Source organism: Streptomyces sp. HUAS MG56, assembly GCF_058673395.1.
Genome location: NZ_CM178722.1, coordinates 676,506 through 698,784 on the forward strand (window position 1 = coordinate 676,506; position 22,279 = coordinate 698,784).

The 22,279-nt window shown below is 70.3% G+C and carries 16 protein-coding genes and 1 pseudogene; 7 read left to right on the forward strand and 10 right to left on the reverse strand.

Going from position 1 to position 22,279, the window contains the following annotated elements; genetic code table 11:
• Nucleotides 1–3: 3 nt before the first annotated feature.
• From AC4OXY_RS03350 to AC4OXY_RS03395, 10 genes and pseudogenes are all read right to left on the reverse strand, one after another.
• Nucleotides 4–801, reverse strand: a complete 798-nt coding sequence (locus tag AC4OXY_RS03350; protein WP_491993098.1) for a hypothetical protein — start codon at nucleotides 799–801, stop codon at nucleotides 4–6.
• Complete coding sequence (gene dgoD / locus AC4OXY_RS03355) at nucleotides 795–1,940, reverse strand: galactonate dehydratase (RefSeq protein ID WP_491993099.1); 1,146 nt, start codon at nucleotides 1,938–1,940, stop codon at nucleotides 795–797. The genes AC4OXY_RS03350 and dgoD overlap by 7 nt, the downstream gene beginning before the upstream one ends.
• Complete coding sequence (locus AC4OXY_RS03360; protein WP_376294859.1) at nucleotides 1,937–2,698, reverse strand: FadR/GntR family transcriptional regulator; 762 nt, start codon at nucleotides 2,696–2,698, stop codon at nucleotides 1,937–1,939. Before AC4OXY_RS03360 ends, dgoD begins: the two co-directional genes overlap by 4 nt.
• 49 nt (nucleotides 2,699–2,747) lie before the next feature.
• On the reverse strand, nucleotides 2,748–3,506 hold the full coding sequence (locus tag AC4OXY_RS03365) for an SDR family NAD(P)-dependent oxidoreductase (RefSeq protein ID WP_491993100.1): 759 nt from the start codon (nucleotides 3,504–3,506) through the stop codon (nucleotides 2,748–2,750).
• Between the two features lie 56 nt (nucleotides 3,507–3,562).
• On the reverse strand, nucleotides 3,563–5,674 hold the full coding sequence (locus tag AC4OXY_RS03370; protein WP_491993101.1) for an alpha-galactosidase: 2,112 nt from the start codon (nucleotides 5,672–5,674) through the stop codon (nucleotides 3,563–3,565).
• Nucleotides 5,671–6,576: a carbohydrate ABC transporter permease gene (locus tag AC4OXY_RS03375; protein ID WP_491993102.1), complete on the reverse strand. Its 906-nt coding sequence runs from the start codon at nucleotides 6,574–6,576 to the stop codon at nucleotides 5,671–5,673. Before AC4OXY_RS03375 ends, AC4OXY_RS03370 begins: the two co-directional genes overlap by 4 nt.
• On the reverse strand, nucleotides 6,576–7,472 hold the full coding sequence (locus tag AC4OXY_RS03380) for a carbohydrate ABC transporter permease (protein ID WP_356038116.1): 897 nt from the start codon (nucleotides 7,470–7,472) through the stop codon (nucleotides 6,576–6,578). Before AC4OXY_RS03380 ends, AC4OXY_RS03375 begins: the two co-directional genes overlap by 1 nt.
• Nucleotides 7,473–7,474: 2 nt before the next feature.
• Nucleotides 7,475–8,767, reverse strand: a complete 1,293-nt coding sequence (locus AC4OXY_RS03385; protein WP_491993103.1) for an ABC transporter substrate-binding protein — start codon at nucleotides 8,765–8,767, stop codon at nucleotides 7,475–7,477.
• 152 nt (nucleotides 8,768–8,919) lie between these two features.
• Entirely contained in the window at nucleotides 8,920–11,031 is a 2,112-nt protein-coding gene (locus AC4OXY_RS03390) for a DUF8189 domain-containing protein (RefSeq protein WP_491993104.1), read from the reverse strand.
• Between the two features lie 187 nt (nucleotides 11,032–11,218).
• A pseudogene (locus tag AC4OXY_RS03395) lies at nucleotides 11,219–11,823 on the reverse strand (GntR family transcriptional regulator).
• 541 nt (nucleotides 11,824–12,364) lie between these two features.
• On the opposite strand from AC4OXY_RS03395, the gene AC4OXY_RS03400 reads away from it, so the two are divergent.
• The 7 genes from AC4OXY_RS03400 (at nucleotide 12,365) to AC4OXY_RS03430 (ending at nucleotide 22,273) form a co-directional block, all read left to right on the forward strand.
• On the forward strand, nucleotides 12,365–13,546 hold the full coding sequence (locus AC4OXY_RS03400) for an ROK family protein (RefSeq protein ID WP_356038101.1): 1,182 nt from the start codon (nucleotides 12,365–12,367) through the stop codon (nucleotides 13,544–13,546).
• Nucleotides 13,547–13,896: 350 nt separating this feature from the next.
• Nucleotides 13,897–15,774, forward strand: a complete 1,878-nt coding sequence (locus AC4OXY_RS03405) for an alpha-galactosidase D (protein ID WP_491993105.1) — start codon at nucleotides 13,897–13,899, stop codon at nucleotides 15,772–15,774.
• A gap of 213 nt (nucleotides 15,775–15,987) precedes the next feature.
• Nucleotides 15,988–18,405: a glycosyl hydrolase family 95 catalytic domain-containing protein gene (locus AC4OXY_RS03410; RefSeq protein ID WP_491993106.1), complete on the forward strand. Its 2,418-nt coding sequence runs from the start codon at nucleotides 15,988–15,990 to the stop codon at nucleotides 18,403–18,405.
• A gap of 231 nt (nucleotides 18,406–18,636) precedes the next feature.
• Nucleotides 18,637–19,857 (forward strand): SGNH/GDSL hydrolase family protein, encoded by a 1,221-nt coding sequence (locus AC4OXY_RS03415; RefSeq protein WP_491993107.1) that lies wholly within the window; start codon nucleotides 18,637–18,639, stop codon nucleotides 19,855–19,857.
• A 555-nt stretch (nucleotides 19,858–20,412) separates the two neighbouring features.
• Complete coding sequence (locus AC4OXY_RS03420; protein WP_491993108.1) at nucleotides 20,413–20,727, forward strand: hypothetical protein; 315 nt, start codon at nucleotides 20,413–20,415, stop codon at nucleotides 20,725–20,727.
• A 411-nt stretch (nucleotides 20,728–21,138) separates the two neighbouring features.
• On the forward strand, nucleotides 21,139–21,567 hold the full coding sequence (locus tag AC4OXY_RS03425; protein WP_356038091.1) for a hypothetical protein: 429 nt from the start codon (nucleotides 21,139–21,141) through the stop codon (nucleotides 21,565–21,567).
• Nucleotides 21,568–21,865: 298 nt separating this feature from the next.
• Entirely contained in the window at nucleotides 21,866–22,273 is a 408-nt protein-coding gene (locus tag AC4OXY_RS03430; RefSeq protein WP_402070109.1) for an SsgA family sporulation/cell division regulator, read from the forward strand.
• The last annotated feature ends 6 nt before the right edge of the window (nucleotides 22,274–22,279 follow it).

Here is a 22,279-nt window from a genome sequence, read left to right on the forward strand (position 1 = left end):
TGTTCAGGGGCGGTGGTGCGCGGTGACGGTGAGCCGCCAGGCGACCTCGCCGCTCGGCGGTACGACGGCGGTGTCGCCGTCGCCCGCCGCGGCGCGGTCGAAGACGCGCCCGAGCATCGGCTCGACGCCGATCGACCGGTACGGCGCGTCCCGGGGGAAGCCGCCGAGGTTGCGCCAGAGGGCGACCGCGACCGGCTGTCCGGCGGTCTCCACGGACAGGTGCAGTGTGTCGGCGCCGTCGTGCACGGACACCTGGGAGGTGAGGACGACCGCGCCGACTGCGCTCCCGTCGTCCGGGCCGAGCCGGTCCAGCGGTACGCCGTCGACGGTGGGCCAGGCGCCTGCGATCCAGCGGTCGCCCTCGTCCGGGTAGAGCCGTGTGACCGCCGGTCCGTCGACGCCGATCCGGGCGGCCGGAGAGAGGTCGAGCAGGGCGTGGGCGGCCCATACGAAGCGGTAGCCGGGCTCGGCGGCGAGCGTGTAGTCGGCGACGACCGCGTCCCCTCGCTCGCGGATGCGCCGGGCCAGGCGGAAGTCGGGACACTCCACGATGTCCTCCTCCCCGGCCCGCCGCCAGGGCCGCGACCAGGCGTCCCCGTGGTCGGGCAGTCCGCGCACGGTGGGCGCGCACTCCTCCAACCCCCCGGCGTCGGCGAAGGGTTCACCGGGCCGGACCGCGTGGCGGCGGGGCTCGTCGCGGTGCCACAGCCATGCGCGGCCGCCCGCGGTCAGCGATGTCCAGCGCCCTCCGTGGTCCACGTCGGTGGTGACGCGGACGGGCAGCGGCGTGACGCTCACCATTCGGCGAAGGAGCCGTCGGCATGCCGCCAGACGGGATTGCGCCAGGCGTGGCCGGACCGGTCGGCGGCGCGCACCGCGTCCTCGTCGACGGCGATGCCGAGTCCGGGCAGTTCGGTGCGGTGCGCCTGGCCATCGACGAAGCGGAAGGGCTCGGTGTCGACCAGGTAGGACAGCAGGTCGGCGTCCTTGTTGTAGTGGATGCCCCGGCTCTGCTCCTGGATCAGGAAGTTGGGCGTGGCGAAGGCGACCTGGAGGCTGGCGGCCAGCGCGACGGGGCCGAGCGGGCAGTGCGGCGCCAGATGAGCCCCGAAGGTCTCGGCGAGCGACGCGATCCGCGTGACCTCCGATATCCCGCCGGCGTGCGACAGGTCCGGCTGGGCCACGGCGACGCCCGCGGTCAGGGCCGGGAGGAACTCGGCTCGCCCGTAGAGCCGTTCACCGGTGGCGAGCGGCACCGGCGAGGCGGCGACCAGGCCCGGCAGCAGGTGGGCCTGCTCGGGCAGGACGGGCTCCTCCACGAACAGCGGGTGCAGCGGGGCTATCTCGTGCAGCACGCGGCGCGCGTTGGCGGCGGCGAAGCGGCCGTGGAAGTCGACGGCGACGTCGCGGTGCGGGCCCAGGGCCTCACGGGCGGCCGCCACGCGCTCGACGACGGCGGCCGTCTCGGCGGGGCTGCCGATCGGCGGAGTGCGTCCGGCGGCGTTCATCTTGACGGCGGTGAAGCCGGCCTCCACCTGGGCGGTGACCTCCTCCTTGAGCCGCTCGGGCTCGTCGCCGCCGACCCAGGCGTACACCCGTACCGTGTCGCGGACCGGTCCGCCGAGCAGGGTGTGCACCGGCACCCCGAGGGCGCGGCCGGCGATGTCCCACAGGGCCTGGTCGATGCCGGCGACGGCGCTGGAGAGGACCGGGCCGCCCCGATAGAAGCCGCCCTTGCTCAGCACCTGCCAGTGGTCCTGGATGCGCAGCGGGTCCTGGCCCACCAGGTACTCCGCCAGCACCTCGACGGCCGACCGGACCACCTCGGCCCTGCCCTCCACCACCGGCTCGCCCCAGCCGACGACGCCGTCGTCGGTCTCGATGCGGCAGAACAGCCAGCGGGGCGGGATGAGAAAGGTCTCGACGCGCGCGATCTTCACTGTGTCCGGCCGTCCTTCTTCTCGGGTGAAGCGTCCACGCCCTCGGACGCCTGCGGGCCGCTGACCTTGTCGAGATCGCGCGTCGCCTGGTCGAGCAGGGCGCGCATGGCGAGTTCGGCGGCGTCCGGGGCCCGGTCGCGCACGGCGTCGAGGACGGCGCGGTGGCTGGGGACCGGGTCCTCGCTGTGCGGGGCGCTGTGCACGAGCTGGTCGCGCTGGGCGAGGCCCGACTCGATGACCATCTCCATGCGTTCCAGCAGTTCGTTGTGGGTGGCCGCGAGCAGTGCCCGGTGGAAGGCGAGGTCGGCCTCGACGGCGTCGCTCGCGCCGCCCCCCTGGCCCATGGCGGTCAGCGCGGCCTCCAGCGCCTCCAGGTCGGCGTCGGTGCGCCGGTCCGCCGCGAGGCGTACGGCCGCGGGTTCGATGATGCCGCGGACCTCGCCGAGGTTGCGCAGCAGTGCGAGGTCGGCACCGGTGCCGCTGCTCTCGGCGAACTGCCAGCGCAGCACGTCGGCGTCGAGCAAGTTCCAGTCGGAACGGGGCCTGACGAAGGTGCCGCGCTTCTGCCGGGCGTCGACCATGCCCTTGGCCGCGAGCACCTTCAGGGACTCGCGCAGGGCCGTCAGGCTGACGTCCAGCTCACTCTGCAGGGCCGCCATGTCGAGCGTCGCTCCCTCGGGGATCTCGCCGCTGAGCACCCGGCGGGCGAGGGTCTCCACGGTCTGGCCGTGCACTCCGCGGCGCGCGTATGGCGTCATGTTCTATGCCTTTCTTGCCGTTCGATGGGGGCTGAAGCGGTCGGCTCTGTCAGGCCGAGGTCTTGGTGACGCTCCAGCCGCCGTCCACGAGCAGGCTCGATCCGGTGATGTAGGAGGCTTCGTCGGCGGCGAGGAAGGCGACGGCGGCGGCGACCTCCTCGGGGGTGCCGAAACGGCGGGCCGCGGTCTGCGCGACGCTGAGCTCGCGGTCGGCCTGCGGCACCCGGTCCCAGGCGGCGGTCAGGATCGGCCCCGGCAGCACCGCGTTGACCCGGACGTCCGGGCCGTACTCGACGGCGAGTTGACCGCACAGCGAGAGCAGGGCGCCCTTGCTCGCCGCGTACGCCGGATGGCCGGGGATGCCCCGGTGCGCGTGCACGGAGGAGACGAGCACCACGGCCCCGCCGTGCACGCGCAGGTCCGGCAGTGCCGCCTTGACCCCGAGGAAGGCACCGGTGAGATTGACCGAGAGCTGGCGCTCCCAGGAGGCGAGAGTGGCCTCGTGGGCCGGTGCGACGGCCACCGTGTACGCGTTGCTCACCAGGACGCCCACGGGCCCGAAGCCGTGCGCGGCGGTGATCACCCGCTGCCAGTCGTCCTCGCTCGCGACGTCGGCGGCGACGAAGAGGGTCCGGGCCCCGTCCTTGCGCAGCCGCTCGGCACTCTCCTCGCCGCGCTCGGCGGCGATGTCGACGAGGACGACGGCCGCGCCCTCCGCGGCGAGACGAGCCGCGGTGGCCGCGCCGATGCCCGACGCGGCCCCCGTGACGACGGCGACGCGGTTGGTGAAGCGGGCGGCTGGATTCATGGGGTGGATCTTCTCCTGTTCGAGAGGCCGGTGGGGTGCAGATTCTTCCGCTGTCGTCACCGACGGGCCAGAACGGTCAGCTCCGCGTCGTGTTCGGCGGTCCAGGCGAACGGCAGCCCCGAGTGGAGCAGATACGCGCCGCTGTACCGGGTGCCGGTGGCGGTGGCGGTGTAGACGGACTCCGGGGCGAGGCCCCGCAGGCGGAGCCGGGCGGGCCGTCCGGGCACCAGGGGCGCGCCGTCCAGCGGTCCGGTGTTCCATGCCGTCACCACCACCCGGGCACCGCCGCGTTCCTCGAACTGGACGCCGCACGTCGGGTCGTCGGGGCTGCCCAGCAGACGGACCTCGCCGTGGTGGACGACGTCCCGGATCTCCTTGTAGCGGGCGATCCACCGCGCGGCCTCGGCACGCTGCTCCGGTGTCCAATGGCGGATGTCGGCGCCGACACCGAGCACACCGGCCATGGCGGTGACGAAGCGGAAGGCGAGCGAGCGCGGCCGGGGGTCGAAGACGCCGGGGGCGTCGGTGACCCAGGAGCTCATGGTGTGCGGGGCGTGTGCGTGGAGGTAGCCGTACTGGATGCGCAGTCGGTCCATGGGCGCGGTGTTGTCGCTGGGCCACACCACGTCGGTGCGGGCGATGGTGGCGTGTTCGACGCGGGCGCCGCCGCCGGCGCAGCCCTCGACCGTGACGTGCGGGTGGGCGGTGCGCAGCTGGTCCAGCACGCGGAGGTAGCCGGCGACGTGCGCGGCGTCGAGGTCCTGCCGCTCCGGGTCGGGTCCCGCCGGGTGGCCGGGGCGGCCGCGTTCGGTGGGCGGCCGGTTCATGTCCCACTTGAGGTAGCCGATGGCGTGGGAGCCGAGCAGCCGGTCCAGGGTGCCGATGACGAACTCCTGGACGTCCTCACGGCCGAGGTCGAGCAGCAGCTGGTTGCGCACGAGTGTGACCGGGCGGCCGTCGATGCGGTACACCCACTCGGGGTGCTCGGCGTAGAGCTTCGAGCGCGGGCTGACGCCCTCGGGCTCGACCCACAGGCCGAAGTCCATGCCGAGGGCGCGGACGTCCTCGACGAACCGGTCGAATCCGCCGGGGAATTCGGCCGGGTCGGGGTCCCAGTCGCCGAGACCGCCGGTGTCGTCGGCGCGCCCGGTGAACCAGCCGTCGTCGACGACGAAGAGTTCGGCGCCGAGCTCGGCGGCGGCCTTGGCGAGCTCCAGCTGGCCTGCGGCGTCGACGTCGAAGCCGGTGGCCTCCCACGAGTTGTAGAGGACCTTGCGGGGCCGGTCGATCCGCTCGCCGGTCAGGTGCCGCTCGTAGCGGTGCCAGACGCGAGCCAGGCCGTCGAGACCGTCCGGGCTGAAGGCGCAGGCCAGGCGCGGCGTGACGAGGGTGGTGCCCGGGGCCAGGCGGACGGCGCCCTCGTGCGGCACGCGGCCGGCGCGGACGCGCACCGCGCCGCCGGGCTCGGCGTCGGCGGTGATCCGCCAGTTGCCGGACCACTCCAGTGCGATGCCGTAGGTGGGGGTGGCTCCCTCGGCGGGGGCGGCGGCGTCCTGGACGGCGAGCCAGGGGTGGTAGGCGTGCCCCGCCGAGCCTTGGGTGCTCTCCAACTCGAAGCGTCCGCGCTCCAGTTCCACGTTCTTGAGCTGGAACTCCTGCGACCACTGGCCGGCCAGATACGTCAGCCGCGCGCCGCCCTGGACGGGCACGTTGACGGCGGCGGAGTCGAAGCGCTCCAGCCGCACCTCGTCGTCACCGGTGCAGGTGAGCTCCGTCCAGCGCAGGACGACGTCGGTACCGGGCACCGTCTCGTAGCACAGCGTGGTGTGCAGTCCGAGGAGGTCGTCGGCGAACACCAGGCGCAGTGCGCGGTCGCCGTCCTGCGTGGCGCCGTCGAACCGCCACCAGCTGCCGCGGTCGCCGCCGGGGCGGGAGGCTACCAGGTCGGCTCCGCTGAACGGCCGCAGTCCGTACGGGATGTACTCGGCCGGGGCGGTGTCGGCGGGGGTGATGAAGTGGGTGCGGCGCGACCAGTCCAGGGGCGACGGTCCGTCCTCGGCGCCGTGCGGCCCCCAGGCGGCGACTTCGGCCCAGCGTCCGTCGCCCCCGAGCGTGACGGCGTAGGTGGTGGTGTCGGTGCGCAGCAGCCACCGGTCGGACGCGGTCACTTCACGGCTCCGAGGTTCAGTCCGGCCACGAAGTGACGCTGGAAGCGGAGGAAGACGGCCACCGTCGGGGCGGCGGCGATCGCCGAACCGGCCGCGATGACGTTCCACATGGACACGTACTGGCCCTGGAGTCCGATCAGCGAGGCGGTGATGGGCATCTGGCTGTCGGTGCGCAGCACCGTGATGGCCCACAGCAGGTCGTTGAAGATCCAGGTGAACGACAGGGCGGTCAGCGCGGCCAGTGCCGGGCGGGCCAGCGGCAGGATGATCCGCCAGTAGATCTGCCAGGGGCCCGCGCCGTCGATGACGGCGGCCTGCTGGATCTCGCCGGGGATCGCCCGCATGAAGCCGTGCAGGACGAAGACGTAGAAGCCGACGCCGAAGCCGACCTGCACCCCGACCAGGGCGTACAACCGGTCGTAGATGCCGAGTATTTCGCTCATCCTGGAGACCGGGATCAGCAGGATCTGCGGGGGCAGCAGGTTGCCGCCGAGCATGACCAGCAGCAGGACGCGCCGGAGAACCAGGTCGTAGCGGCTGAGCGCGAAGGCCGCCATGGAGGCGAGGCCGAGCGAGAGCGCCACGGTGGGGATGGTGACCAGCATGCTGTTGATGAGGGCACGCTGCTGGCCGCCGTCCACCCACGCCTGACGGAAGCCGTCGAAGGTGAACGAGTGCGGCCAGCTGCCCACCCCGTGCGCGGCGATGTCGTCGAACGTCCGGGTGCTGGTGATGAGCACGAGAACGATCGGCAGCAGCCACAGCGCGGACAGCAGTCCCGCGGTGAGGTGGAATCCGGTGGTGCGCAGCTTGCGGCTGTCCAGGACGGAGCGGTGGCGCGCCGCGACCTTGGCGGGGCCGGCCTGGCGCTCGGTGTGCGCGGTGGCGTGGGTGGCGGTCATCAGTCGGCCTCCCGGAAGGCGCGCACGAGGTAGCTCACGATGACGCCGAAGGCCAGCACGAAGATGACGACGGCGAGCGCGGAGCCGTATCCCAGGCGCAGGGACTGGAACGCGGTGGAGTACATGTAGGTGCTCAACAGTTCGGAGGAGTGGTAGGGGCCGCCGCGGGTGAGCGCCCACACCACGTCGAACGAGCGCAGCGAGTCGATGACGATCACCGACAGGACCACCGCGTTGACGCTGCGCAGCTGCGGAAGCGTGATGTACCGGAACTGCTGCCGGCGGGTGGCGCCGTCGACCCTGGCCGCCTCGTAGAGCGCGGGGTCGATGCCCTTGAGGCCTGCCAGGTACAGCACCATCACATAGCCGACCTGGCGCCACAGCGCGGGCACGATCACCGCGTAGAAGGCGGTGTCCTGGTCGGCGAGCCAGGCGTGCTTCCAGCCGCCGAGACCGACGGCCTGAAGCACGTTGTTGATCAGTCCGTCCGGCTGGTACATGGCCTGCCACACCAGCGCGGTGGCGACCAGCGAGAAGACCACCGGCAGGAAGAGCGCCGCCCGGTAGAACCCGATGCCGCGCCGCTCCTTCTGGAGCAGCATCGCGGCACCGAGCCCGAGCACGGCGGAGAGCCCGCCGAAGAGCAGCAGCCACAGCACCGTGTTGATCGCGGCGGTGCGGAAGACCGTGTCGTGCACCATCTCGCCGTAGTTGCCGAGGCCGACGAACTTCGGTGCCGCCAGGCCGTCCCAGGACGTCAGGGAGAGGTAGAAGCCCTGGAGGGCCGGCCAGAAGACCCAGAACGCCTCGGCGAGCAGCGGGACGAGGACGAAGGCCAGGACCACCGGGGGCACCCGAGTGGCCCTGGACCGTGGTGCGGATCCGGTCAGCGCCATCGTCACTGGCTCCAGATCTTCTGTGCGCTGCGCTGCCACGTGGTGAGGATGGAGCCGATCTCCTTGGGCTTGGCCAGGTAGTGCACCAGCGCCGTGTCGGCGGTCGGCTGGAGCGCGTCGCTGGAGTCCCGGTTGAAGAACTGCGTCACGTCGGCGGCGCTCTCGATGAGCTTGCGGCCCTTGAGGACGAGCGGGGTGCCCGCGTCCTTGGCGTCCGGGTGGGTGGGCAGCGTGGTGCCGGACGAGCTCTTGAGGTAGAGCTCCTGTGCCTCGGCGGTGGCGAGGTAGCGCAGCAGTTCCTTGACGCCGTCGGCGCGCTCGGTGCGGGCGCTGGCGAAGTAGCCGTCGGTGGGCGCCTCTTCGACGACCGGCACCTTCGGGTCGATGATCGGGAACTGGAAGAAGTCCAGGTCGCCCAGAGCGTCCTTGGGCGCGGCGTCGGCGAAGAAGGTGCCGATGAGCATCATGCCGGTACGGCCCTGGAGCAGGGCGGTGGTGGCGTCCTGGAAGGGGATCGCCGTGCCGTTGGGGTCGAAGTACGGGCGGACCTCGTCCCACCTGTCGAAGACCCTGCGGACCTCGGGGTCGTCGAAACGGTGCTTCCCGGCGAGGAGTTCGCGGTGGTACGTGGCCCCGTTGACGCGGATGTCGAGGTAGTCGAACCAGGCGGAGGCGACCCACGGGGTGTCGCCGCCGGCGCCGAGGCCGACCGGCGCGACACCCTTGCTCTTGAGCTTGTCGCACAGGTTGAGGAACTCGTCCCAGGTCTTGGGCTCCTGCACGCCCCACTTCGCGAAGTTGGACTTCCGGTAGAACATGCCCCACCAGTAGTAGCTGGTGGGCACGAAGACCTTCTTGCCGCTGGAGGCCGAGGTGCACAGCTTCTTCAGCGCATCGGAGTAGCCCGAGAGCTCGGGCTTCGTCCAGATGTCGTCGAGGTCGAGGAGCAGGTCCTTCTTGGCGTACGACTCGGCGACGGAACCGGGGTACCAGGTGTAGACGTCCGGCGGGTTGGCCGACGTGAGGTACGTCGGCAGCTGCGTGCGGAAGGTCTCCGACGCGACGGTGTTTAGCTGCGCCTTGGCGCCGCCGCGCTTGTCGAAGGCGGCGACGAGCTGCTGCATCGCGGTCTTGGCCTGCGGCGAGGAGAGGTTGGACTGAAGGGTCACGGGGCCGCCGGGCTTTCCTCCGGAGGCGGACGGGCTCTGGGTGACGCAGCCGCTGAGCAGCGCGCCGGCGCCGACTGCGCCCGTTCCCATGAGGAATCTGCGGCGGGTGGCGTTGAAGACGGTCATCTGTGCACTCCCTTGGTGCCCACGGAACGGAGCTTGCGGCCCCCTGACGGCCCCGCTCCGGGCGCGGCAGGCACAGCCTGGCGCAGGGTCAGGGAGCCGGTCAAGATTAATTACTAATTTATTTTCTTGAGGTTGCGGGGTGAACGCGAAGCTCAGAGGCCGGTCTGGTGGACGCGCCCGTCCACTCCGCGGAAGGCGGCCAGCACGCCACCGTCCGGCCCGGCCACGGCACCGATCGCACCGTCGAAGGCGCCGCTGACGAAGCCGTTGTCCTTGCTCCAGCCGGCCCAGTCGCCGGACGCGGTCCAGCTGCGCGTCCAGAGCGTGTAGTCACCGGCACGGGCGTACAGGCGCACCGTGTCACCGGAGGCCACCAGTGTCGGGCTGCCGCTGGTCGTGCCGCCGAGGGCCGTCCAGTCCGACCACGTGCCGGAGGCGTCACGGGTCCGCGTCCAGACCGAGTCGTCGGGGGTGCGCACGGCCACGTGCAGGCGGCCCGCGTCGTCCACGACGCCGGACGGACGGCCGTAGAACGCCTTGTCCTGCGGGGCGCCCTGCGCGGCCCAGCCGGAGGCCGGGCCGCGCGACCACAGCTCGCCGTCCGCGCCGCGGGCGAAGAGCGTCCAGTCGTCCGGGCCGGCGAAGGCCACGGTCGGCGCGTCCGTCAGCGTACCGCCGAGGCTCTGCCAGCGGCCCCAGCGCCCGTTCGCGTACACGCGCCGGTAGGCGGTGTCGTCGGTACCTCGCACGAAGACGTCGATCCGTCCGCCGGCCGAGGCGTACGCGGCGGGCTGGCCGAGGATACGGCCGCGCGTCGGGCCGCCCAGATCGGCGGTACGGGCCTCGGACCAGTCACCGCCGCGCGCGGCCTGCGCCCGCAGCGACCCGTCCGTACCACGGGTGAAGACGGTCAGGGTGTCGCCGTCGCGCACCAGGGCCGGACTCGCCGAGGAGCGGCCGGGCAACTGCGCGCCCGGTGCGTCGTCGGTGCCGGTCAGCTTGAGGAACGCGGTGCCGTGCGCGGGCACGTGCACGGTGTACGAACCGGTGAAGGTGCCGCGCGAGGTGCGGGCCCGCAGGTCGCGCACGGCGACCTTGCCCGTCAGACCGGCGTCGGCGAAGCTCACCGTGCGGTCCTGCGCCTGGTCTGAGCGGTTGAGCAGGACGACCGCCCGCTTGCCCGCGCCCTGAAGGACCTTGCTGTAGACGTCGCCGACGGAGTCGGTGGCCACGCGGGCGCCCTGGATGCCCAGCGGGTCCTGGTCGACGGCGATGATCTCGGGGTTGCGCAGGGTGTCGAGCATGGACTGCGACAGGGTGCGCGGGTCGCTGCCGAGCATCAGCGGCGAGGCCATCTCTGCCCACATCACGAACTGGGTGGTGGACTCCTCCTGGTTGAGCTCGTAGCCGCCATCGGCGAGCTTGCGCATCGGGATGAGGTAGTCCGGGTCGTTCCAGTGACCGGGGCCCTGGGCCTCGGGGTGCCAGGCGTTGGCATCCATGTTGCGCAGGATGTTCGGCCACTCCCCCGCCGTCGGGGTACCCCAGGCGATGTCGGTGCCGGTGCGCCAGGAGTCGGCGGTCGTCGGACCGTAGACGAAGGTGTTGTGCGCGTCCTGCTCGGGGGTGTGCGGCATGCCCCAGTCGTCGGTGAGCGGGTTGCACAGGTTGAGCAGCATCTTCCGGCCGGACTTGGCGACCGCGTCGCTGAACTCCTTGAAGGCCGGGCCCGGGTCGAGCCCGGCGCCGATGCCGCAGAGGAAGTCCACCTTGATGGCGTCGACCTTCCAGCCGGCGAACTGGCGGGCGTCCTGCTCGTAGTGGCCGCGGCTGCCGAGCCCGCACCACTTGCCGCCCTCGTACTCGCCCGCGTCGGTGTAGATGCCGGCCCTGAGGCCGCGCTCGTGAAGGTACGTCACCAGTGCCGGGATGCCGGAGGGGAAGCGCGTGGGGTTGGCCACGAGCCGGCCCGTCTCCGGGTCACGCGGCTGGTCCGCCTGCCAACCGCCGTCCAGCCAGACGATGTTGTAGCCGCTGTCGCGCAGCCCGCTGCTGACGAGGTAGTCGGCGACCTTTTTGACCTGGTCCTCGGTCGGGGCACCGAGCCCGTAATAGGTGTTCCATCCCATGTACGGCGTGGGGGCGAGGCCGCTGTCGTAGTACTGCGGCGCACCCTGGTCGTCCGCGGCGTGGGCCGCCGGAACGGCCGATCCGACCAGTACCACGGCGCCGAGCGCCGCCGCGGTCCGCCACACACGCACCATCACTGCACGATGCGAAGCCACTGAGTTCTCCCGAGAGTTGGGGGCACGGGGCACCCCGCTCCGGTCGTACCGGGGGTCGGTGCCACGGCGGAAACTGTGCCCAGACCCCTGAAGCCTGTCAATATTAATTGCTAATTAACTTAAAAACGGGACTCGAAGTGCGGTTCCCGGACCGCCGGGACCCCGGTCAGGCCTTCGGCCCCTGGCTGAGCTGGCGCTGAAGGCTGCGTGTGAGGTGGTCCGTCATGGCTTCCGCGGCACGGTCGTGCTTGCGGCGCAGGATCGCGCGTACGACACGTTTGTGCTCCGCCAGCGTGGGGTCGTCGGCGCCCCTGCCACTCGTGAGGCGAAAGACATGCAGATGGGAGTGGAGCCGCCCTACCGCATCGGCGAGCAGCGGACGATGCGAGGCCGCCGCGATCGCGTCGTGAAAACGCTGGTCGAGTGCGGCGAAGTCGCGGTAGTCCGCGTACCGTCCCGACGGCCCAGGATGAGTCTGCATCTCCTCCACGAGCCGCTCGATGGCATCGAGTTGCTCCTCGGTTGCGCTGACGGCCGCGAGCGCCGCCGCTCTCGGTTCCAGGAGGAGTCGCATTTCGAAGAGCTCCTCAAGGCCCTCGCGGGTCAGCAACTCCGTCGCCCGGTACCCGGAGAGGGACCTCTTCACCGCAAGTCCGTCCGACTCAAGCCTGGCCAGCGCCTCATGGACGGGCGTGGGCGAAACGCGAGAGCACGCGACAGAGCCTCGATGCCCACGCGTGCGCCGGGAGCGATCTCATGATCCATGACCATGGCCGCTGTCCGAAAGGACCTGGCGAACAGAACCGGAGAAACTGTCGTGCGGTGGCATCCGTCCTCCTGCTCCTGATGCTCCGGGGCTGTCGGGACGAAGGTAGTTAAACGAGGTGAGGGCGTTGCCCTGAGCCGTCCGAGCCGGGCAACTCAGCGGTGACAACCGCGGTCAGCGGTGTGAGATTCCACAGACGGCCATCGTCCGGGTGGACGACGGGGCAGGCGTCGGCAACGCCACGGCACGTGCAGCCGGTAGGCGTTCACGGCCGTGCCGCCGAAGACGCCGGCCCGTTCGTGCACGCTGAGCCCGGCCGTCAAACCGCGGGCCGCATCGAGCACCTCCCCGTAGACGGCAGACATGGGTCCTCACGTTCAGAGAGTGCCGCGCAGGAGCAGGCCGCAGCCAACCCTGCCTTGGATCCCGCGCCAACGCCCGCCCAGGGTCTCTGGATTACAGGTTCTTCCTGATCAACTCATAGTCTTGAAAAAGACAGTGCTTTCTTTATTGACAGCGAAAAATAACCTCCCTAAGTTTCCGGCCATGCGCTCGACCCCCTCTCACGAGGCGGTCCCGGCGATGACGCCGGCCGCTTCCCTGGTCTTCACCACCCTGCTCTCCCACGGACCGCTCACCCGGGCCGAGGTCGGGCGGCGGACCAGGCTTTCTCCGGCAGCGGTCACCAAGGCGGTCCGTCCGCTGATGGAACTCGGCTATCTCGTCGAGGGCGTGGACGAAGAGGCGCGGCCGTCGGTGGGACGCCCGGCCAACCTGGTGTGGGTGGACGGGGGCAGGGCGCTGTTCATCGGGATCAAGGTGACGGGCGACGAGATCATCGCCGTGCTGGCCGACCTGTGTTGCCGTATCCGGATCTCCCGGCACGAGCCCCTCACGGGCCGCGAGCCGGGAGCGGTGCTCCCCGCCATCACGGCGCTGGTACAGGAGTTGCTCACCGAGGCCGACGGATTCGGTGAGAGCGTACGGGGACTGGGCATCGCGATCTCGGGGGACGTGGACCGCGCGGACGGTGTGGTCCGCTACTCGCCCTTCCTTGAGTGGCGGGACGTGCCCCTCGCGGAACTCGCGGGGACCACGACCGGACTGCCGGTCACGGTCGACAACGACGTGCGGGCGCTCACGGTCGCCGAGCACTGGTTCGGCGCCGGTGTCGGACTGTCGGACTTCGCCCTGGTGACCGTGGGCGCCGGCGTCGGCTGCGGCCTGGTAGTGCACGGTCGGGTGGTGTCGGGCGCGCACGGCGTGGCCGGCGAAATCGGGCATCTGTCCCTCGACCCGCTCGGCCCGCTTTGCCACTGCGGCAACCGGGGGTGCGTGGAGGCGATCGCGGCGGACCCCGCGATACTGCGCGCAGTGCGCGCGGCGACGGGCAAGCCGGTGACCGACGCGGCCGAGGCGCTGGACCTGGCCCACGGCGGAGACGCGAGGGTGCGCGCGGTCTACGCGCAGGCAGGCGAAGCCATCGGCAAGGCCATCGGCTCCCTGGTGAACATCTTCGGGCCCGAAAGGGTGATCATCTCCGGCGAGGGCCTGGCCGCCTACGACCTCTTCGCCGAAGGCGTCCGGGACGCGTTCGCCGCTTCCGCCTTCGGTACCGCTTCGCAGTGTGCCGTGCTCACACGTCCGCTGCCCTTCGATGAGTGGGCGCGCGGGGCCGCGGCCACCGCGATCCAGTCCTTCATGGCGTCGGACACGTACGAGGAGTGAGGAGTAGCGATGACGTTGCAGAGCCGCAGCCCGTAGACCGCCGGCAGGAGCCGGCCGCCGCACAGTGCTCCACGGGCTGTCCGGTGTCGGCCGCCACCCTGGCCGTGCCCACTCTCGCCACCCATCGCGCGGGGCCCTTCCAGAAGGACAGCGGCCTCACGGCACGGCACACGCGGTACCTCGCGACACCTTCCGCACGCGCATGCCCACCTGCCTACAGGGCAACGCGATTCCCACGCTCCTGGTGCACTTCACGCTGCGGCGACGGTTCATCAGCGAGCTCACCGACGCCCGTCCCCCACCGGGTAGCACCGCACCATTCCTCTCACCCCGCCGCCAGGAGGCGACCCATGCGGTCATCCCCCTACAGAGCCCTGCGCGAGGCTCTCCCCCGCTTCCCACGCCGTACCATCAGAGCCACGCTGGTCCTGGCCGTCACGGCCGGACTCGCCACAGCGGTCCCCGCCGCCGCCACCGGGGCCACGGCCGCCGCCGGCAAGTCCCCGATCGCAGCCACCACCTCGGCCGCGACCACGGCGGACACCACCTCCGGCCTGGCGGCCAAGCCGTACATGGGCTGGTCCAGCTGGAGCATGCAGTCCTCCCAGTACCCGGGCCTGAACCCGGACGGCAACTACAGCTACCTCACCGAGGCGAACGTCCTGAAGCAGACGGACGCCCTCGCCACCACGCTGAAGAAGTACGGCTACACCTACGTCAACATCGACGCCGGCTGGTGGATGGACCGCAACTGGACGTCCGAGTTCGACCAGTACGGCCGGCAGACCCCCGACCCCGTCCGGTTCCCCCACGGCATGAAGTCCGTCGCCGACCACATCCACTCCAAGGGGCTCAAGGCCGGTATCTACCTCCCCGTCGGCCTGGAGAAGGGTGCGTACGGCGACGGCAAGGCGCCGATATGGAACGCCCCCGGCTGCACCACCGCGGACATCGTCTACCCGGACCTACGCACCACCAACGGCTGGGACAGCGCCTACAAGCTGAACTTCGACAACCCCTGCGCGCAGAAGTACATCGACTCCCAGGCGCAGATGCTCGCGGACTGGGGCTATGACTTCCTGAAGCTGGACGGGGTGGGCCCCGGCTCGTTCAAGTCCGGTGACAACTACAACAACGTCCCGGACGTCGCCGCCTGGCACAAGGCCATCGCCGACACCGGTCGCCCCCTCCACCTGGAGCTGTCCTGGTCCCTCGACAGGGGCCACGCCGCCGACTGGAAGAAGTACGCCAACGGCTGGCGCATCGACACCGACGTGGAGTGCTACTGCAAGACCCTCGTCACCTGGGAGAACTCAGTCAACGACCGGTGGGACGACGCCCCCACCTGGAGCCGCGAGGCAGGCCCGGGCGGCTGGAACGACCTCGACGCCATCGACGTCGGCAACGGGGCCATGGACGGCCTCACCAATGCCGAGCGGCAGAGCTACCTGACCCTGTGGGCCATCAACAAGTCGCCTCTGTTCACCGGTGACGACCTCACCAGGCTGGACAGCTACGGCCTCTCCCTGCTGACCAACCAGGAAGTCATCGGCGTCGACCAGAACGACTCCCCCGTCGCACGTCCCGTCACCCCGATGGGCAACGAGCAGGTCTGGGGGACCAAGAACTCCGACGGCAGCTACACCGTCGCCCTCTTCAACCTCGGCAACTCGCCGGCCTCCGTCACCGCCGACTGGGCATCCTTCGGGTTCACCGGCACCGCCTCCGTACGCGATCTGTGGAACCACCAGAACCTCGGCACATACAAGAACAGGATCACCGCGACGCTGCCCGCACACGGCTCCCGGCTGTTCACCGTCAGGCCCGGCGGAGCTCGGCTTGCGGCCACCGCTTACGAGGCCGAGTCCGCGGACAACACCCTCACCGGGAACGCCTCCGTCGCCACCTGCGACGCCTGTTCGGGCGGCAAGAAGGTCGGCAACCTCTACCTCGACAGCAAGCTCCAGTTCAACGACGTCAAGGTGAAGAAGAACGGCATCTACACCATCAGGGTCGCCTACGTCAGCGGCGACCCCCGCTCGGTGACCGTCTACTCCAACAGCGGCAACGGCACCAGCCTGAAGTTCCCCTCCACGGGCGACTGGAACACGGTCGAAACGGTCAGCGTCCAACTGGGCCTGAAGGCGGGGTCCAACACCATCACCTTCGACAGCGGCTGGGACTACTCGCCCGACATCGACAGGATCGACGTACCCAAGTCCCCCTGACCCCTCCCGCGGGTCCCGGCTCCGACACGACCCGGGGCCCGCGCCCTGGACCGTCCCGCCCCCACGGTCTCGGAGCACACGGGGTGGCACGCCCGCCGTACTCACCTCCCGCACCACCCGGGCGTACGCCCGCCGTACTCGCCTCACCCAGCGCCCGACGGCCCCCGTCCGTCCTTCCCGCATGCGCCGTTCCCCGGACATGGAGTGCACACCATGGACACCCAGCACACCGAATCGCGCGACAACCACCCCAGCCGCAGGGGCTTCCTCGCCCTTGCCGTCGCAGCCGGGACGGCCGCCGCCCTCGGCGGTCTCCCCGTCTTCACCGCCTCCGCGGCCCCCTTGCGCCCCACGTCCTCGCCCCTGCTGTCCGCGGCCGCCGCCGCGAAGAACCAGCTGTGGTGGCAGGCTCCCGGCGACTCCAACTCGATGATCCAGCAGGGTCTGCCGGTCGGGAACGGGCGCCTCGGCGCGCTCGCGAGCAACGACCCCTCCAGCGAGCTGCTGACCATCACCGACGCCTCTCTGTGGACCGGCGGTCGCAACGACACCCTCCAGAGCGACGGCCAGTTCCCCTACGGGCGCGACGACTTCGGCTCCCTCACCCTGCTGGCCGAGCTCACCGTCGACATCCCCGCGCACGACCTCGGCTCCGTCGACCACTACCGTCGCACCCTGGACCTGGCACAGGGCCTTGTCAGCGCGTCGTACGACCTGTCCGGCGTCACCTACCAGCGGCAGATCTTCGCCAGCCGCCCCGACGACGTCATCGTCCTGTACTTTTCCCAGCGGGGCGGCGGCACCTACACCGGTACCGTCTCCCTCGCCGGCACCCACGGCGAGTCCACCACCGCCGACAGCGCCCGCCGCTACGCCTCGTTCGGCGCCTCGTTCGCCAACGGCCTGAAGTACGGCGCCGCCGTGACGGCGTACAGCAGCACCGGCAAGGTCGTCGTCGAGGGTACGGCGATCTCCTTCAGAGGCTGCAAGGATCTCACCGTCGTGGTCAGCGGCGGCACCGACTACGCGCCCGATGCTGCTGCCGGCTTCCGCGACCCGTCCCTGGCCCCGGAGCGCCTGGCACGGACGAAGGTCCTGAACGCGGCCGGTCACTCCGCGAGCACGCTGCTGTACACCCACGTAGCCGACTTCCGCCCGGTGTTCGAGCAGCTCGACATCCATCTCGGCACGTCGTCCACAGCACAGCGCAGGCTGGACACCTGGCAGCGGGTGCAGGCTCGCTACCGGGACAACGTCCCCGACCCGGAACTGGAGGCCGCCTACCTTCAGTTCGGCCGGTACCTGATGATCTCCGGGTCGCGGGGCACCCTGCCGATGGGCTTGCAAGGTCCGTGGCTGGACGGCAACGACCCGGACTGGATGGGCGACTACCACACCGACATCAACGTCCAGATGAACTACTGGATGGCCGACCGGGCAGGCCTGTCCGACTGCTTCGACGCCTTCGCGGACTACTGCCTCGCGCAGCTGTCCTCATGGACGGACGTCACCCAGCGGTTGTTCAACAGCTCCACCAACAGGTATCGCAACTCCAGTGGAAAGGTGGCCGGTTGGGCCGTGGCCTTCTCCACCAACCCATACGGCGGCAGCGGTTGGTGGTGGCACCCGGGCGCCAACGCCTGGCTCTGCCAGAGCCTGTTCGAGCACTACGAGTTCACCCAGGACCGCGCCTACCTCGAAAGGATCTATCCCCTCGTCAAGGGCGCCGTGGAGTTCTGGGAGGCCCGCCTCGTCACCACGACGGTCACCGACGCCTCCGGAGTCCCGCGCGAGGTCCTCGTCGACGACTGCGACTGGTCCCCCGAGCAGGGTCCGCAGGACGCCAAGGGCATCACCTACGCCCAGGAACTGGTGTGGAACCTCTTCGGCAACTACCACACCGCGACCCAGGTACTCGGCAGGGACACCTCCTACGGCGCGACCGTCGACGGTCTGCGTCAGCGCCTGTACCTGCCGGTGGTCAGCCCCACGACCGGCTGGCTGGAGGAGTGGATGTCTCCCGACAACCTCGGCGAGACCACCCATCGGCACCTCTCCCCGCTCTTCGGCCTCTTCCCCGGCGACCGGATCCGCCCGGACGACTCCACGCCGAAGGACATCCTCGCCGGCGCGACGGCTCTCCTGACGGCCCGCGGCATGAACAGTTACGGCTGGTCCAACGCCTGGCGCAGCCTGTGCTGGTCGCGGCTGAAGAACCCGGAGAAGGCCTACCAACTCGTCGTCAACAACCTGAAGCCGTCGGCGGGCGGCAGCAACGGCACGGCACCGAACCTCTTCGACATCATGGACATGGGGGGAGGCCGCGGTATCTTCCAGATCGACGCCAACTTCGGCACCCCCTCGGCGATCATCGAGATGCTGGTCTATTCGCGGCCGGGTCACGTGGAGTTGCTGCCCGCCCTGCCCGCCGCGTGGGCGGCATCCGGCTCGGTGTCCGGCGTCGGTGTCCGCGGCGGCTTCGTCGCCGACCTCAGGTGGAAGAACGGCAAGGTCACTCAGGTGACGCTGAAGAGCGTCGGTGGCCGTAACACGACTGTCTTCACGGGCGGAGCCTCGCGGAAGATCAGCCTCAAGCCCGGCCAGTCCGTCACGCTGAGCAACTTCGGCTGAGGCCGCTCCCCAGTCGGTTCCGGAAGAAGCAATTCATGGTGTCCGCGGCGCGCGGCACGTCTTCGCGGGTGCACAAGGGACGATGCCGCCCCGCGTGCCCCCGGGGCAGCACAGCCGGAGCCGGTGAGCCGAGCCCACCGCGGACGACGAGAAGAATGGAGATCGACGATGTCCCCCGACATGGAAGGCATGGCGGCTTGTCGACGGCCACGCCGCAGAACCCTGACGACCGTGTTCGGCGCGCTGACCAGCGTGGCCCTGACGGTCGTCCCGTTGAGCACCGCGAACGCGGCAAGCGCCGCCACGTCCTCGTCGCAGAGCAAGGGCACCCGGGTCAGTGCCTGGTCGCCCAGCATGACGACCGGCGGTCCGTCCTTCAGTAACCGGACCATCCGGATGGTGGTGCACAGCAGCGTCGCGGGCTCGGGCGCACGCATCACCCTGTCCAACCGGTACAGCACCACGCCGCTCGACGTCACCGAGGCGGACATGGCGGTCCAGGCGAGCGGTGGCGAGGCGACGCGCGGCACCATCCGGAACATCACCTTCGGCGCCTCCCGCCACGTCACGATCCCCGCCGGCGCCGAGGCCGTCAGCGACATCATCCCGATCTCGGTCAGCGCCGGGGAGAACCTGCTCGTCAGCCTCTACGTCCCCGGCACGACGGGAACGTCGACCTGGCACTCCGACGCCTTCGACACCACCTACATCGCCTCCGGCAACCACGCCGGCGACGACACCGCCGCCTCGTTCGGCACCACCACGACCTCGTGGTACTACCTGGCGGGACTTGACGTCCTGTCATCGACCGCGCGGGGCACCGTCGTCGCCTTCGGCGACTCCATCACCGACGGCTACCACTCCTCGACCGGCACCTACACCCGGTGGCCCGACTTCCTCGGACGCCGACTGGGCGCCCGACCGGGCCCGCGGAAACTGGGTGTCGTCGACGCCGGCATCGGCGGCAACCGGGTCCTCACCGACGTCCCGAACCTGTGGCAGGGGGTCAGCGCCCTCAAGCGCTTCGGGCACGACGCCCTCGGTCAGCCAGGCGTCAAGGACGTGATCCTCTTCGAAGGCATCAACGACATCGGAAACAACGCCGGCCCCACCGGCCAGCCGCTGACGGCCCGGGACCTCATCAACGGCTACCGCACCCTGATCGGCGAGGCGCACGCCGCCCACGTCGACGTCATCGGCGCCACTCTGATGCCCGACGAGGGCAACGGCTACTACACGCGCGCCGCCGAGGCGATCCGCCAGAGCGTCAACCAGTGGATCCGCACCAGCGGCGCGTTCGACGGCGTCGTCGACTTCGACAAGACCATGCGCGACCCCGCGAATCCAGCCGCCCTCAACCCGGCCTACGATTCGGGGGACCACATCCACCCCGACGACGAAGGCATGAAGGCCATGGCCTACGCGATCGACCTGCGGCTCCTGCGCACCTGACACGGGCAAGCACCGGTCCATGACTGCCCAGGGCACCCGAACCAGCCCGGCCCGCGCCCCCCGTTCGGCACCCAAGACCGCGTCCTACGTGGTGAGGCGTCGTCGGTCTCGTGATGGGGCGGACGCGGCAGCCGGGGCAGGCCGTACGGGGCGCCGCTGTGCACCTTGGCCGCGGTGCAGCCCTGAGCGACGGCGTTCGAGACACCTTGAGGTAGCCGTCCACGGTCGGGGACGGCACGGTGCTCGCGTACGCACGGATCCTGTCGCAGCAGACGCAGAGGCACTCGCAGAGCGGGAGATTCACGGCCTTGACGTTGATGTCTGAGAGACAGCTGTCCGCCGCGGCAAGCGCCCGGGAGTGAGTGTGGAACGGCAGGACCCGCGCCACCTTCTGGGAGATCGCCCCGACGTCGTAGCTGTCCCGTCCGACACAGCAGTCGCGTACCAGTTCAGCGCCGTAGTCTCCCTCGACGCCGTCCCTCTGTCCGCAGGACCTGGACGAAGCTGTCCTCACCGCCGTGGGCGAGGCCGTACGCGTAGGGGCGGCCGACGGCGGTGGTGGTCACGACGAGCCTTGATGATGTCGGCTCCCGTGCGAACGCCGGAGTCGAGGAGTACGGGCATGCCAACCGGGGACATGAACAGCGGGGGCGGACCGAGGCGGCCTTCCTCGTGATCGACTGCGCTGCGGGGGCCGCCGCCGGGGTCACCCGGGCGCTGAGCACCCACCCGCACATGCCCACGATCGAGCATGCGGCCGCCGGCCACGACATACGCGCCATCGTCGCCACCCGCGACCCGCCGGCTCTCTCCCTCTACACCCTGGACCTGCTCCCGCGTCTTCCCGGCATCGCCGCCGTGGAGGCCTAGCTGACCAGCCCGCCTTCGGCTCACGATTGGGCCCCGGGCCCGCCTCGACGACACCAACCCACGCAGCAGCGCTGCTCCCCCCTTTCCCATCGACCCATCGGCACTGGACATGCTTCCGGGGACTCGATGCCTGCTCCCGGATCTCCGTCGAAGCAGGTCAGGGCCGGGGTCCGCTGTCTCGCCCGTATACGCACCGCTCGCGCCAGCCGCTCCCTTCCTGCGCGCTGTGATGGGCTTCACCGTAAACATGAGGCACCCCTCGGGTACGCTGGGCAGAGCCGAACATGAGGACCCCCTCCGGATGTCCCCCACAGCTCGGCACCGTGCGATCCGGGATTTCCGGATCGCACAACACGGACATGACAGCGGTCGCCACACGGCGGACTCGCGGCACATCACAAGGAAATGACTATGAACAGGTGGATCAGGCGCGTCTCGATCGCTGTTGCTTCCACGGCACTGGCAGGCGGAGCCCTTCTCGGAGCCAGCGGCTCGGCATCAGCAGCGACGGCCCCGGACCCCGCGGAGCACACGCAGTCCTCAATCGCCGCCTTCGCTACCGGCAGCGACCGTGATGACCACCGCGAGGACGGATACGGGAGCGGTCACCACGCGGAACAGGACAACGGCTGGGACGCCCCCCGCGGCTGGTACACGAACGACGACGGCCAAGGTCACCACGACGGCCGCCATCACTACCGCACCTGGGAAGAGCGTTGGGACGGCCGCCACCTGTACGTCTGGGACGGGCACCGTTGGGAGGAGGCAACGACGTGGTACGGCGTCGGCGGCGACCGCTGGTACCTGGACCAGGTCGCCTGGTATCTGCACCAGAGCTGATGCGGCCGCAGGCCATCACGGTCGGTTTGACGAGCCGCAACGACGTGGCCGGGGTCGCGTCGTTGCGGCTCGTCAAACCGACCGCTCGCCGAGCCGACTTCAGACCTGGTCCGATGACATCGCTTCCTGGCCGAACGAGGCCACCACACAGGACCCGCGTGCACTGCTCCCGTCTTCCGACGCCACTGGTTGGACCGACGGTGCCGCTACATCCCGGTGCCTCGAAGCACGCGGGGAGCGATCACAGTGCCGGGCGCGCGGGATGCGGGAGTGAGAGACAGTGAGATCGCTCAGAACCGTGGCGTACGAGCTGCCCGTGCAGCTTGTGGTGTCCCACGACCTGTCGGTGCCGATGTGTGCGGCACTGCGATACGAGGCGGATGACCCCTATGCCGTCCGTGCCGTGTTCGCCTCCCCTCTGAGCCAGAGTGAAACGGTCGAGTGGTTCTTCAGCCGCGACATGCTGACTCAGGCTCTGAGCGAGCACACCGGGCACGGTGACGTGCGCATGCGGCCGGCGGTCGACTCGGGACGGGACGTGGTGTTCGTCGAACTCCGTTCGCCCTCGGGATCGGCCCTGCTCGAGTTCCCCGCGCAGAGCGTGGAATCCTTCCTGCGCGAGACGCGGTCCGTGGTGCCGCCGGGGGCCGAATCCAGCCGGCTCGACCTGGACGCCGAACTGGCACAGTTGCTGGCGGAAAACTGAACACCT

What these genes read in the sequence shown, in the direction of transcription:
- AC4OXY_RS03380 (WP_356038116.1), bottom strand. Translation starts at nt 7,472, where the DNA reads ATGGCGCTGACCGGATCCGCACCACGGTCCAGGGCCACTCGGGTGCCC.
- AC4OXY_RS03390 (WP_491993104.1), bottom strand. Translation starts at nt 11,031, where the DNA reads ATGGTGCGTGTGTGGCGGACCGCGGCGGCGCTCGGCGCCGTGGTACTG.
- AC4OXY_RS03360 (WP_376294859.1), bottom strand. Translation starts at nt 2,698, where the DNA reads ATGACGCCATACGCGCGCCGCGGAGTGCACGGCCAGACCGTGGAGACC.
- AC4OXY_RS03410 (WP_491993106.1), top strand. Translation starts at nt 15,988, where the DNA reads ATGGACACCCAGCACACCGAATCGCGCGACAACCACCCCAGCCGCAGG.
- AC4OXY_RS03365 (WP_491993100.1), bottom strand. Translation starts at nt 3,506, where the DNA reads ATGAATCCAGCCGCCCGCTTCACCAACCGCGTCGCCGTCGTCACGGGG.
- AC4OXY_RS03405 (WP_491993105.1), top strand. Translation starts at nt 13,897, where the DNA reads ATGCGGTCATCCCCCTACAGAGCCCTGCGCGAGGCTCTCCCCCGCTTC.
- AC4OXY_RS03425 (WP_356038091.1), top strand. Translation starts at nt 21,139, where the DNA reads ATGAACAGGTGGATCAGGCGCGTCTCGATCGCTGTTGCTTCCACGGCA.
- AC4OXY_RS03350 (WP_491993098.1), bottom strand. Translation starts at nt 801, where the DNA reads ATGGTGAGCGTCACGCCGCTGCCCGTCCGCGTCACCACCGACGTGGAC.
- AC4OXY_RS03400 (WP_356038101.1), top strand. Translation starts at nt 12,365, where the DNA reads ATGCGCTCGACCCCCTCTCACGAGGCGGTCCCGGCGATGACGCCGGCC.
- AC4OXY_RS03375 (WP_491993102.1), bottom strand. Translation starts at nt 6,576, where the DNA reads ATGACCGCCACCCACGCCACCGCGCACACCGAGCGCCAGGCCGGCCCC.
- AC4OXY_RS03385 (WP_491993103.1), bottom strand. Translation starts at nt 8,767, where the DNA reads ATGACCGTCTTCAACGCCACCCGCCGCAGATTCCTCATGGGAACGGGC.